General features: G+C 69.7%; 11 protein-coding genes. 5 read left to right on the top strand and 6 right to left on the bottom strand.

The window, feature by feature from the left end:
* Positions 1-8: 8 nt before the first annotated feature.
* The 5 genes from TSB10P1A_RS23640 to TSB10P1A_RS04140 all read right to left on the bottom strand — a co-directional run bounded on the left by TSB10P1A_RS23640 (position 9) and on the right by TSB10P1A_RS04140 (position 4,875).
* On the bottom strand, positions 9-719 hold the full coding sequence (locus TSB10P1A_RS23640) for an ABC transporter ATP-binding protein (RefSeq protein WP_244292970.1): 711 nt from the start codon (positions 717-719) through the stop codon (positions 9-11).
* The gene (locus TSB10P1A_RS04125) at positions 719-1,519 is read right to left on the bottom strand and encodes an ABC transporter ATP-binding protein (protein ID WP_186386737.1); all 801 of its coding nucleotides are present in this window, start codon (positions 1,517-1,519) and stop codon (positions 719-721) included. The genes TSB10P1A_RS23640 and TSB10P1A_RS04125 overlap by 1 nt, the downstream gene beginning before the upstream one ends.
* A 77-nt stretch (positions 1,520-1,596) precedes the next feature.
* Entirely contained in the window at positions 1,597-2,862 is a 1,266-nt protein-coding gene (locus TSB10P1A_RS04130; protein ID WP_186386628.1) for an ABC transporter substrate-binding protein, read from the bottom strand.
* A 121-nt stretch (positions 2,863-2,983) separates the two neighbouring features.
* Positions 2,984-3,985: a branched-chain amino acid ABC transporter permease gene (locus tag TSB10P1A_RS04135; RefSeq protein WP_208987004.1), complete on the bottom strand. Its 1,002-nt coding sequence runs from the start codon at positions 3,983-3,985 to the stop codon at positions 2,984-2,986.
* Positions 3,982-4,875, bottom strand: a complete 894-nt coding sequence (locus TSB10P1A_RS04140) for a branched-chain amino acid ABC transporter permease (protein ID WP_208984831.1) — start codon at positions 4,873-4,875, stop codon at positions 3,982-3,984. The genes TSB10P1A_RS04135 and TSB10P1A_RS04140 overlap by 4 nt, the downstream gene beginning before the upstream one ends.
* Before the next feature lie 182 nt (positions 4,876-5,057).
* Here TSB10P1A_RS04140 and TSB10P1A_RS04145 point away from each other — a divergent pair, with 182 nt between their 5' ends.
* Complete coding sequence (locus TSB10P1A_RS04145; protein WP_186386629.1) at positions 5,058-5,729, top strand: phosphoenolpyruvate hydrolase family protein; 672 nt, start codon at positions 5,058-5,060, stop codon at positions 5,727-5,729.
* 22 nt (positions 5,730-5,751) lie between these two features.
* Here TSB10P1A_RS04145 and TSB10P1A_RS04150 read toward each other — a convergent pair whose 3' ends face one another.
* Positions 5,752-7,497, bottom strand: coding sequence for a phosphoenolpyruvate hydrolase family protein (locus tag TSB10P1A_RS04150; protein WP_186386630.1), 1,746 nt, complete (start codon positions 7,495-7,497; stop codon positions 5,752-5,754).
* A 507-nt stretch (positions 7,498-8,004) separates the two neighbouring features.
* Between TSB10P1A_RS04150 and TSB10P1A_RS04155 the strand changes: the two genes are divergently transcribed.
* From TSB10P1A_RS04155 to TSB10P1A_RS04170, 4 genes are all read left to right on the top strand, one after another.
* On the top strand, positions 8,005-10,401 hold the full coding sequence (locus TSB10P1A_RS04155; RefSeq protein WP_186386631.1) for an ABC transporter permease: 2,397 nt from the start codon (positions 8,005-8,007) through the stop codon (positions 10,399-10,401).
* A 117-nt stretch (positions 10,402-10,518) separates the two neighbouring features.
* The gene (locus tag TSB10P1A_RS04160; protein WP_186386632.1) at positions 10,519-10,746 is read left to right on the top strand and encodes a hypothetical protein; all 228 of its coding nucleotides are present in this window, start codon (positions 10,519-10,521) and stop codon (positions 10,744-10,746) included.
* Between the two features lie 33 nt (positions 10,747-10,779).
* Positions 10,780-11,811: an ABC transporter ATP-binding protein gene (locus tag TSB10P1A_RS04165; RefSeq protein ID WP_186386633.1), complete on the top strand. Its 1,032-nt coding sequence runs from the start codon at positions 10,780-10,782 to the stop codon at positions 11,809-11,811.
* Positions 11,808-12,836, top strand: coding sequence for an ABC transporter permease (locus TSB10P1A_RS04170; protein ID WP_186386634.1), 1,029 nt, complete (start codon positions 11,808-11,810; stop codon positions 12,834-12,836). The genes TSB10P1A_RS04165 and TSB10P1A_RS04170 overlap by 4 nt, the downstream gene beginning before the upstream one ends.
* Positions 12,837-12,839 lie beyond the last annotated feature (3 nt).

Here is a 12,839-nt window from a genome sequence, read left to right on the forward strand (position 1 = left end):
CCCGCCCTTCAATGTCCATGGCTGACGCCGAGATAGCGGCGCTGGGCGTCGCGGTCGGCCTCCAACTCGCGCGCGGGCATGGTCGTGGCGATCCGCCCGGTGACCATGATCGCGACCTGGTCGGAGACCGAGGTCGCAACCCGCATGTTCTGTTCCACCAGCAGCACGCCCATGCCTTCGGCGGCGATGGCGCGCAGCGTCTCGATCAGGTGGTCGACGATCACCGGCGCCAGCCCTTCCGAGGGCTCGTCCATGATGACGATGCGCGGGTTCATCAGGAGAGCCCGCGAGATCGCCAGCATCTGCTGCTCGCCGCCCGAGAGCTGGTGGCCGCCGTTGCGGCGCCGTTCGGCAAGGCGCGGGAAGGTCTCGTAGACCCGCTCCACCGTCCAGGCGCCCTTGCTCCGCCCGGCCACCAGCAGCAGGTGTTCATGCACCGAGAGCGAGGGGAACATCCGCCGCCCCTGCGGCACCAGGGCGATGCCGCCGCGCGCCACCCGGCTGGGCCCGAGGCCGAGCAACGGCCGGCCGTCCAGCGTCACCGAGCCCTGGCGCGCCGCCACCATGCCCATGATCGCGTGGCACAGGGTCGACTTGCCCATGCCGTTGCGCCCGACCAAGGACAGCGGCGCGCGATCGAGCGACAGCGTTACGCCCTGCAGGATCACCGCCTGGCCGAAAGTCACATGCAGGTCGTCGATCTCCAGACGGCCGCCCATCAGTGTTCGCCTCCAAGATAGATCGCCTGCACCACCGGATCGTCGGCGATGCGGTCGGGCGTGCTTTCCACCACCACCTCGCCGTCCTTCATCACGGTGACGATGTCCGAGTTGGGCAGGGCCACATCCATGTCGTGCTCGATCAGGATCAAGGTCAGCTCGCGCGGCAGGTCGCGGATCAGCTTGACCAGCTCCGGCCGCTCGGCCGCCGAAAGCCCCGCCGCCGGCTCGTCCAGCATCAACAGGCGCGGATCGGAGGCGAGCGCCATGCCCACCTCCACCTGTCGGCGCTGGCCGTGCGACAGCGACTGGATGCGCGCCTCGGCGATGGTGTCGACGCGCACCTGCTCGGCGAGCCGCCGCGCCTTGGCGAGCGCGGCATCGCCCCGTCCCGCCTTCCACAGCGACAGCCGTCCGGGCATTGCCCCGCGCACGGCGAGATAGAGGTTTTCCAGGACGCTCAGCCCGTCGAACAGCAGCGAGCTCTGATAGGTGCGGCCGATGCCGCGCCGTGCCCGCTTGTGCGGCCGCAGGTGGGTGATGTCCTCGCCGAACAGCAGGATGCGCCCGGCGGTCGGCGGATGGTCGCCGCAGATCGTGTTGAACAGCGTGGTCTTGCCGGCGCCGTTGGGGCCGAGGATCGCGCGCCGCTCGCCCGGCGCGATGGTGATCGACACATTGCTGACGGCCCTGAGGGCGCCGAAGCTGCGGCCGACGTTTTCCGTCACCAGGGCAGGGGTCGCGGCAGCCGTCGGCGCCAAAGCCTCCGTCCGGTCCTTGCGTGTCGTCGTGTCGAGCATCTGCTGTCTTTGCATGCTGGTATCGGAAGGAGCCTCCCCCCGCGCAGCACGCGGGAGGAGGCAGGCTGGAGGGAGCCTCAGTTGGCCGGCGGGCAGTCCGGATTGTCGCGCGAGGGGGCGCCGAGCGCCAGGAACGCCTCGCGGTCCATGCCCATCGTCTGGGTCACGCCCTCGGTCTTGCCGAAGGCGGCGGTGCGCAGCGTGCCGCCGTCATTGACGATCCGCGTCAGGAAGATGTCGGAGATCGCCTGCCGGTTCTCGTCGAGGCGGACATTCGCCCCCATCGGGTTCTTGAACTCGACCTTGGCCAGCGCCTCCTGGAACGCCTTCTGGCCGTCCGACAGGTCGCCGCCCACCTCGTCCAGCGCCAGCAGCACCGCCTTGGTGTTGGTGTAGTAGTTGAAGGCGTGGATCGAGGGCGAGTCGAAGCCGTCGGGGAAGCGCTCGCGATAGGCGGAGACCCAGGCGACCCACATCGGGTCCTCGTTGAGGTCGGCGATCGGGCCGGCCGCCAGCATCCCCTCCATCAGCCGCTGGTGCGGGCCGCGGGCGCTGAGCAGCGTCTGGTCGGCGGTGATCGAGCCGCCGATGATCGGCAGGTCGCCGCCGGCCTCGGCATATTGCGTCAGGAAGGCGAGGGCGTCGGTGCCGCCCTGGATCAGCACGATGGCGCCGGCATCCTGCGGGATGTTGGCGATGATCGAGCCGAAGTCGGTGGTGTTGAGCGGCGACCACAGCTTGGTCACCGCGCCGCCCGCCTGGCAGTATTCGAGCATGAAGCCCATCACCTGCGCATAGGGGAAGGCATAGTCGGCGGCGACCAGCGCCACATGGCCGACATTCAGGTCCTTGTAGACGTGGTTGCCGAGGCCGGCCATCCACTGGGTGCCTTCCGTGCTGAAGCGGAAGAAGTTCGGCGAGGCATCGCGCAAGGTGGTGTCGGCGGCGCCCGACGAGCCGTTGACGATGGTCTTGCCCTCCAGTGTGCGCGAGTAGTCGCGCAGCGCGATGCCTTCGGCGCCGGACAGCGGGCCGACGATGATGTCGACATTGTCCTGCTCGATCAGCTTGCGGGCGCGGGCCAGCGCCACATCGGCCTGGGCGTTGGAGGATTCGCGGATCCACTCGATCTTCTTGCCGTTGATCGTGTAGTCGATCTCCTCCAGCGCCATTTCCATGGCGCGGTAGGCGTCCTGGCCGCCGGTGGCGAAGGGGCCTTCCAGCGTGGTGATCGAGCCGAGCTTGATGACGTCCTGCGTGGCGGCGGCACCGATCCCCGCCAGTGCGAACAGGCCGGCGGCCAGCGCCGTCGCGGTTCTATAGGCCAGTTTCTTCCTGAGCATGGTCTTCTCCCCTTGGTGGTCTTGCTCGGCCATTTCTCCTCCACGGCCGGGCTCCGGTGATGCCGGCCTTGCGGCCGGTGCCTGCCTGCGGCGCCGGAGCCGGGCTGCCGCAGGCAATTCCTCAGTGCGGCGTGCCGCCGTCCCCCGCGTCCCGTTGCTTGCGCCAGCCGGTCAGGCGCTTGCCGAGCCCCAGCACGCCGTCGGGCGAGGCCACGACGATGCCGAGGAAGACGAGGCCGATCAGCGTGTTGAAGCGGTCGCGGTCGTAGATCGTGGCGGCGAACGTATCGATCAGCGTGAAGATCACCGCGCCGATGAAGGCGCCGATCGGGTGGCCCAGCCCGCCGATCACCGACATCACCAGCACGTTGACCGTCGCCGTCATGCCGATCGAGCCGGGGGTGATGCCGATATTGTAGAAGGTGATCAGCACGCCGCCGCAGCCGGCGATGAAGCCCGCCATGGCGAAGGCGGCGATACGGTGCACGGCGACGTCGAAGCCGAGCGCCGACACCCGGCGCGGATTGTCGCGGATGCCCTGCAGCACCAGGCCGAACGGCGTGCGCACCACATAGAGCACCATGAGATAGAGCAGCGCCGAGACGGTCAGGGCCACATAATAGAACACCGCATGGGCACGGAACGGCTGGCCGAAAAGCTCCGGTCCGACGACGTTGCGGATGCCCTCGTAGCCATTGAACCAGTCGATGTTGGACTGGGCGAACAGGCTGAAGCCGACCGCCAGCGCCAGGGTGATCATCAGCAGGTAGATGTCGCGGGTGCGGATGGCGATCAGTCCGACCACGGCGCCGGCAAGGGTCGCGGCGAGCACGGCGAGCGGCATGGCGAGCCAGTAGCTGACGGCGTTCTGGCCGGCCGGGATCGCCGTCGGTGCCAGGATCGCCACCGTGTAGCCGGCAATGCCGGCGAGCATCGTCTGGGCCAGCGAGATGAAGCCGCCATAGCTCGCCAGGAAGGTGATCGACAGGGCGACGATGCCGTAGATCAGCGAGCGGCCGAGAATGCCGCTCAGCCAGAAATCGGGCAGCAGCAGCGGCAGGACGGCGAGGATCGCCAGTGCCAGCGCGGTGACGGCCCATTGCGTGCGGGACATCAGGATCATCGTCCGGTCCTCCCGAGCAGGCCCTGCGGACGCACCGCCAGCACGGCGACCATGATCGCGAAGGTGAGGATCACCGAGTAGGTCGGAAACAGCGCCTGTCCCCATTGCTCGGCAACGCCGATCAGGATCGCGCCGATGGCCGTGCCGCCGATCGAGCCCATGCCGCCGACGATCACCACCACCAGCGAGGTCAGCAGGAACTTGACGTCGACCCCGAGCGCGACCGGCTGCGCCGTGGCGCCGATGACGCCGCCAAGGCCTGCCAGCCCGGCGCCCAGCGCGAAGGTGGCGACCGAGATCAGCGGCACGTTGACGCCGCAGGCGGCCAGCATCTGCCGGTCGTCGACGCCGGCCCGCACCATGATGCCGAGCCGCGTCTTGTTGAGCAGTAGCCACAGCCCGACGCCGACGGCGAGCGCAAGGCCGATCTGGAACAGGCGGAAGGTCGAGTAGCGGCCGATCACCGGCACCGGCGTCGGGCCGAACAGCGCGTCGGGCGCGAAGAACTGGAACGGGTTGCCGCCGAAATGCGCCAGCAACTGGTCGGCGATGATGATCGACAGGCCGATGGTCACCAGCGCCTGGCGCAGCTCCTGCCCCTGCATCCAGCCGAGGAACACGACCTGGATCACCACGCCGGCGACCGCCGCCGCCACCACGCCGGCCAGCAGCCCGACATACCAGGCATAGCCGGCCGTGGCGTTGGAGGCGTAGAGGCTGTCGAAAACCGAGAACCCGACATAGGCGCCGATCATGTAGAGTGATCCATGCGCCATGTTGACCGTGCGCATCAGGCCGAATATCAGAGAGAAACCGCTGGCGACGATGAAGTAGAGAGCGGCCAAGGTGAGGCCGTTCAACGTCACCGTGATCATGAACTGAAGCGACAAAAATCCCTCCCGTGCGAAAGATCATCAATCTTCCGCGCATCGTTTTTGTTTGTTTTGAGGGTAAGTTTCGGCTCCTCCCAAAACCTCCCGATCTGCTACGAATGTTTACAAGCGCGGAAGATCCGTGCCAGAAGGAATTTTCGGCAATTTCGGGTAAGAATGGGTAACATGGGTCAACGATCATGTCCTTGACGCTGCCGATCCTGGCCCACCCGCCAGCCCGCCCGCCCGCCGAGCGTCCCGACGGGGGCTACCTCCTCGCGCCCTTCCTCGCGCAGGTCGCGCCCGCCCATCGCGAGCTTGTCGGCATGTTGCCGGTGGTGGATGTCAACGCCGCCGCGCTGGCGGGGCTGCGCGCCGCGTCCCCCGCATCGCCTCCCTGCCGCCGGGCGGTGGCCGGCCTGATGCTGGTCGATCCGTTCCTGCGCCTGCGCGATGCGACGCTGGCGCTGGCCGAGGCGGGGGTGAGCAGCGTCGCGAATTATCCGACGGTGCAGCTCATCGACGGCGAGACGGCCCGCGTCTTCGACAGCGCCGGGGCCGGGGTTGCGCGCGAGATCGCGGTTCTGACGGCGTTTCGTGAGGCCGGCTTCGAGACCGTCGCCTTCGCCGCCTCGCTGGACACCGCCCGGGCGATGCTCCGCCACGGCCCCTCGCGGCTGGTGCTGCATCCGGGCCTGGCGCTTGCCGACTGGCGCGAGCGGGCCGCCGCCAGCCTTGCCGTCGCCCACATGATTCCCGTCTTGCGCGACCAGTGCGACACGCCCCTGCTGGTCTATCGTCCGCATGGCTTCGGCCCGGAGCTCGATCAGGCGGAGGCGCTGGCCGACGGCCGCGTCTGGGTCGCCGATTGAGCGGTTTTCAATCCAATAGGCCTCAGTCCAGGAGACCGGCGCGGCGCATCTTGTTGTAGAGCGTCTTGCGCGAGATGCCGAGGAAGGTCGCCGTCTCGCCCCGGCGGAAGCGGTGGCGGCGCAGCGCGTCGAGGATCCAGTCCTTCTCGGCGAGCGGCGTCGTCGTCCCTTGCGCCCCGTCCGCGGCCTCGATCACCGCCCGCAAGACCTGCGAGCCGATCACCCGTCCCTCGTTCAGCACCGCCGCCTGTTCGACGACCCGGCGCAATTCCCGTGTGTTCTCCTGCCAGCCATGGGCGAACAGCACCCGGTAACCGTCGGCCGAGATCTCCAGCGGCCCCAATTGCCGCGCCTCGCCGATCGCCTCCAGATAGGCGCGGGCATGGGCGGGAATGTCCTCGGGCCGGTCGCGCAGCGGCAGCACGTCGATGCGCCCCGGTTGCAGCCGCGCGGCGAGCGCCTCCGCCAGCCGGCCTTCCGCGAGGTCCTCAGGGCTTGCGATCAGCACCAGCCGCCCTTGCGGGCTATGGCTGCGGCTGCCGCCGACGCGCTCGGTTTCGCCGCGTTCCAGCCAGGACAGGATATGCTGCTGCGCCGCCTCGTCCAGCGCGCCGGCATTCTCCACCACCACCGTCGCCTCGCGCGCATCGAGCGCGCCGTTGCGCCGCACCCGGCCGAAATCCGCCTCCGCGCCGAACAGCAATTCGGCCGGCGGCACCTCGCGCTCGGCCCCGTTCAGCACGGCGAGGCCGCCCTTGCGGTTGGCCAGCGCATGCAGGCTGCGGGCGAGGGTGGTGCGCCCCAGGCCCCTTTCGCCGACGATCAGGATCGGCAGGTTGGTGCCGGAAAGCTTCACCACCTGCTCCAGCAGCCGGGCGACGGCCTTCGACTGGCCGGCGATGCCGGTCAGCCGTGCGGCGCGCATCGTCTCGCGCGACTGCGCCGCGTCCGCCTGTTGCAGCACGCTGAAGGCCTTGAACGCCGAGGTCTTCTGCATCACCGAGATTTCCAGCGGCATCCGGTCGAGCGTCGAGCCGCCGACATAGCCGTCGGCCCGCGCATCCCGGCAGACCCGATACATGTCGTCCGGGCTGACGATCGGCCCGCCCTCGAAGACGCAGATCGTCTGCGGGCTCGCCTGCCGCACCTCGGAGAAGATGCGCCGCGCCCGGTCGGCCGCCTCTTCCAGGGTGAAGGCCTGCGCCACGGCGCGCGTGCCGCCGGCGTTCCAGCCGAAATTCAGGCACAGGATGTCGACGCCGATCTCCAGCAGGTGCTGGATTTCCTTGCGGCTCTTGGCATAACCGAAGGTGGCGAGCCCCTGGCGCTGTGCTTCCCCTAGCAGCTCGACCTCGCGCGAATAGCCAAGCCCCGCTTCCTCCAGCGCCCGCCGGAAGCGGCCATCGTAGTGGATGGATGTCGGGAAATTGGCGATGCCGTGATAGCCGGCGGCGGCCAGTTCGGCGACGAAGGCACGCAGGTCCAGCTTTGGATCGAAGGCGGAGGCGCCGAAGAACACCGGCACGCCGACCCGGTCGAGGATCTCGCGCCGGGCGAAATGATCGGTGAAGCGGTTGGCGTTGTTCAGCGGCAGCATGGCGGCGATGGAGGTCGCGCCCATCACCCGGTAGCGCCCGGCATTGAGCGCCAGCAGGAAGTCCGCGCCGCCCCGCTCGGCCGCCTCGGCGGTCATGCCGACGCCGATGGCCGCCCCCACGAGCGGTTCGACAGTGCCTTTCGAGCGCAGTTGCTGGTGCCAGGAAAACATGCCGCCGGACCGGGTCTCTGGTGAACGCAGGATCGTCTGAACGCAGGATCGCCTTGCAAACGGTAGGGGCGAACGGCCCCCCGAACAAGACGCTCCCCGCAAGACGGCTCCCCAAGCCGCTCCCCGCAAGCTGCCCTTCGCCTGCCGCCAGGGGCGGCGGCCCGTCCGGACGGGTGCATTTCCCTTGTTGCGTATCAATAAATATTTTCATCATATAAATGGAACGATCCTGCGAGAAATGACAATACTTAGTTCCTGTGATGAATTTTATGAAATGAAATTTATACATGAAGAATAGACAGTAATAGCAAGTTGACACCTCGGGGGTTCACTTTAAGATCGCGCCATAGCCAGCCGTTGCGCATGGATCGCAAGCCAGACGAGGGCACGCGGTCCACCTGCCGGCCAGCCAGCGACACGCATTCGGCCGACCCTGCCGGCAGGGTCGCCGGTGCGGTTTTCGGGGCTGTGGCTGTGGATCTATCCGGATATGTTCCGAGACGGGCTGTGTTTCGCGCTGTCGCCGCGAAGCTCCACCGCCAGTGGGTCAGCTTCCTCCTGCTGTTCGTTGTCCTGTCGCTGGCCGTGGCGGTCTGCATCGTCCTCATCGGGGCGATCCGCTATTATTTCGCGCCGGGCCGTCTCGTCGATGCCGACCTGTGGCGCATCGATACGCTCTGGAGTTCCAGCCATTCCGGCGAGAGCGGGCGCTGGGCGACCTCGCCCGATCCGCTGGCCCGGCTGATCCGCCAGGATCACGGGGCGCTGGCGCTTGCCGGCCGCTTCACGCCGCTGCGCTCGCAGCTTGTGGTCGACGACATGTCGCTGCCCGGCGGCGCCGTCTTCCGCAGCGATCCGCCGTCGCTTGCCGTCTTCGACTGGCGGATCCGCCAGGGGGCGCCCGCCATCGACCGGCTCGGGCCGGGCGAGGCGCTGGTCAGCTCCGCCGAGGCCCGCCGCCTGTTCGGCACCCGCGATCCGGTCGGCCAGCGCATCACCCCGGCCCAGCCGGACCGGCGCGGCCGCCGGACGACCTACACCGTCGCCGCCGTGTTCCAGCCTTTCGCCGAAAACGCCGTCTTCCGTCCCGACGTGGTGCTTGTCGATGCGGTGCCCGGCGCCATCGACCGGGCGCTGCTGCCGGACAGCCTCCGGCAACTGCCGATGGAGTGGCTGCGCCCGAGCGCCTACACCTTCCTGCGGTTCCGCGGCGAGGGCGGGCGCGAAAAGGCCGGAGCGATCGCCGCCGCGCTGACCGCCCGCGCCCCCTATCTCGGCGGCTGGACGCCGGAGTTCCGCGCCCGGCCGGCGGCGGCCATCTGGCTGTCGGACGGCGTCTACGAGGAACTCGTGGCGGCGATCCCGCCGGCCTCGGCGCGTCTGCTGTGGATCGGCGCCGCGGCGCTGGCCGGCGTCGCGCTGGCGGCCTTCGGCTACGGGGCGGGGCTGGCGCGCCTGCAGGTGGCGGAGCTGATGCGCATCCTCGCCAGCCTCGCGGTGCCGGCGGCGAACGGGCGGGTGGCCCTGGCAGCGCTCGCAGCCGCCGCTGCCGTCGGCGTCTGCGCTGTCGGTGCGCTCGCCGGCATCGGCCTGTCGCGGCTGGTCGCCGGGCTGCTGCGGCTCGATCCGTCGGCCTTCGCCCTGACGCCGGCCGAGGGGCTGGCGCTGGTCGCCCTCGCCGCGCCCGCCTTCGTCCTCGTCGCCCTGGTGCCGCTCGCCCGGCCCGACGCCGCTCCGGGTGCCGTCCGGCGCGCCGTGCCCTTGTGGGCGACCTTCGTCGTCTGCGGCACGGCGGCCGGCCTGTCGCTGGTGCTGGTGCTGCAGCATCTGCATCTCGCCGGCCGCGACAGCGGCCTGTCGCTGGAGCGCACCCTTGCCCTGGAGGTCGACCAGGACGACGTGCTCGGCGAGCGTCACGAGGCCTTCCGCCAGGAGCTGCTGGCGCTGCCGGGCGTGCGCGAGGTGGGCTTTGCCAAGACGCTGCCCGGCGCGCTGCACGATTACAGCTATATGGAGCTGCGCGCCGCCACCGACCGCCGCCAGAGCGAGAAGCGCTACCAGGCGCTGGCGGCCGATGCCGGCTTCCTGCGCTCCATCGGGGTGGAGCCGATTGCCGGCGCGCTGCCCGACAGCAGCAGGCAGGCCCGCGACCAGGTGGTGCTGAACCGCGGCGCGGCGGCCCTTCTCGGCTTCGCCTCGCCGGACGAGGCCGTCGGCCAGCAGGTGCTCAGCTTCGACGGCGGACCGCAGATCAGCCTGCGGGTGGCGGCGGTGGTGGAGGATTTCCGCCTCAACGGGCGCCATATGCCGAGCCCGCCGCTGGTCGTCTATCACGATCCCCGGCTGTTCCGCGTCGCCACGGTGCGCTTCGACGGCGCCGCCGCGCCGTCCCGCCTTGCCGGCATCCTTCCCGTGTGGTGGCGCCTGTGGCCGCAGGCGACGCCCTCGCGCATCGAGGTCGACGCCTTCTACCGGGCGGCGAACCGGCCGGCCGAGGGCGCGGCGCTGCTCGGCCTCGGCGCCTGGCTCGCCACCCTTGCGGTGGTCGGCGGCGCCCTCTTCGCGGTGATCCGCTTCCGCTCGGTGACCTGCCGCCGCGAACTGGGGCTGCGCCGGCTGCTGGGCGCGACGGCGGTGCAACTCGCTCCGGTCCTCGCCAGCCGGCAGGTCGCGCCGCTGCTGCTCGCCATGCCGGTGGCCGCCGCCGCCACCGTGCTGCTCGGCGAGGCCTGGCTCTCCGGCCAGGCGGAGCGGATCGCGGTCGCCTCGCCGGCGGTGCTGGCGACCCTCGGCCTCGGCCTGGTGCTGTCGTCGGCGCTGGCCCTTGCCGCCTGCATCGCCGTCGAACTCCTGCTGATCTCGCGGGGGACCGATCTTGTCGCCACAGCCACGGGAGGAACCTGACGGGGACGGGCCGTCCCCGACCACTGATCTGCGATGAAAGCCGTCCGGCCGGGAGAGCGGGCCGGCCGGCGCGAGGGAGTTTCCCGCATCGACACCAGGATACGGAAGGAGACTGGAATGCAGCATGTACTCGACATCGCGGCCACGTCCGCGCACGCGGCCGTCTACGAAAGCTATATCGAGGAGACCGAGCCGATGCTGGCCCGGGCGACCACCAGCGACTGTCTGTCGACCGGCACGACGATCAGCAGCGGCGCCGGCTCCACGGTCGGGTCCTTCTTCTGCATCGGCTGCATAACCGGCACCGGTGGCTACAACACCGGCTGCAGTAGCTGTCACGAATAGGCTGGCGGAGCGGGTCCGGGGACGATGAAGACGATGACCGATACCGGCGGTGCCGCGGCCTTTCGCGAAAGAGCCGCTGTCGCGGAGGAGGGCAGCCGGCTGCGCGTCTCCGGGCCTTCCGCCGCGTCCGGGTTGGCCGTGGAGGGGCTGCGCAAGCGCTATGGCGATCACCAGGCGCTGGACGGGGTCAGCCTCGACTGCCGGCCCGGCACGCTGACCTCGCTGCTCGGGCCGAACGGCGCCGGCAAGACGACCCTGCTGGAGATCCTCGTCGGGCTGCGCAAGCCCGATGCCGGACGGGCGGAGATCCTCGGCGCGCCCTTTGCCGGCCTGCCGCTGGAGCATCGGCGCCGGGTCGGCATCGTGCTGCAGACCCAGAGCCTGCCGCCGCTGCTGCGCACCGACGAATATCTGGCGATGGTCCGCAAGGCCTATCGCAGCCGCGACCTGCCGTCGGGGCTGATCGAGGCGTTCTCCCTGGATGCGGCATGGAAGAAGCGCATCGGCCAGCTTTCCGGCGGCCAGCAGCGCAAGCTGGCGCTGGTCGCCGCGCTGGTCGGCGAGCCGGCCGTGCTGATCCTCGACGAACCGACGGCCAGCCTCGATCCCTTCAGCCGGCTGGCCTTCTGGACGGAGCTGCGGCGGCTCTGCGACCGCAAGACATCACCCTCCGCCATCCTGCTCGCCACCCACGACATGGCCGAGGCGACGGAACTCAGCAGCAATGTGGTGATCCTGGAAAACGGCCGCGTGCGCGAAAGCGGCACGCCCGACGAGCTGATTGCCCGCAACGGCGCGCCGCCGCGCCTTGCCGTCGCCGTCACCGATGCCCTGGCCGCCGAACGGATCCTTGCCGCGCATCCGGCCATGGGCGAGGGCCTGACGCTGGAGCGGGAGCGGGGCGGCGGGACGCGGGCCGTGTTCGACGCGGGTCTGCTCGACGCGGTGCTCGTCTCTCCCTTGCGCCCGCATCTCGATCTGGCGCGGCTGAGTCAGCGCCGCTCGACGCTGGAGGATGTCTTCGTCGCCCTGCTCGGGCCGGGCCTGAGGGAGGCGGGACGATGAACGCACCGCTGCTCGCCGTGCTGGTGCTGAACAATTTCCGCGAATACCTGCGGGACTTCACCTCCAGCTTCTTCACCTTCGTGTTCCCGCTGATCTTCGTGGTGATCTTCTTCATGAGCAGTTCCGGCGGCGGGGCGCCGGGGCCGCTGCCGCTGGCGCTTGAGGGCGATGTCGGCGCGCCGCAGGCACAGGCGCTGGTCGAGGCGCTGGCGGGCGTTCCCGGCCTGCGCCTGCTGCCGGCGGGACACAAGGCGGCAGGCGTCGTCTCGGTCGCGGTCGGCGCCGACGACCGTATCCGGCTGGAGGTTTCGGCCGATCCGGCGCTGGCGACCCTGCTGCACACGGCGGTGCTGGCGGCGGCGGGCCGGCAGGCCGGGCCCTTGCCGTTCGACTACCGGTTCGAGCCGGTGCGCCGCTCCTCCGAACTGGTGCAACTGCTGCCGGCCTTCTTCGCCATGTCGCTGCTGCAACTCGGCCTGTTCGGCACCTCGACGCCGCTGTTGCAGCAGCGCGCGCGCGGCGTCTTCCGCCACATGAAGACCCTGCCGATCACTGTCATGCAGATCGTCGCGGCGCTGCTGGCGACGCGGCTGGCGATCGCCCTGGTGCAGATGGTCGGGCTCTATGCGATCGCGGCCGGTCTCTTCGGGTTCCGCATCGAGGGCAGCGGCGTGCTCTTCGCCGCGTTGCTGGCGCTCGGCACCGGCTGCTTCGTCGCCATGGGCTTCGCGCTCGGCGGCATCGTCGGCAACCAGCAGGTCGGCGTGCTGCTGACGCTCGCCATCAACTTCCTGATGCTGAGCTTCGGCAACGTCTTCTTTCAGGTGCCGGGCGACAGCGCCCTGGCGCTGATCTCGAACGCGCTGCCGATCACCTATCTGGTCGACGGATTGCGGCTGGCCGCGACCGGCGAGCCGCAGGCCCTGCCGATCGGGCTGATCCTGGCGGTGCTGGCGGGCGCGACGGTGCTGCTGACGGCGGTGTCCGTCCGTTTCTTCCGGTTCGACATGGGGAGCAGGGCATGAGGG

The organism is Stappia sp. TSB10P1A, from assembly GCF_900185725.1.
GTDB lineage: Bacteria > Pseudomonadota > Alphaproteobacteria > Rhizobiales > Stappiaceae > Stappia.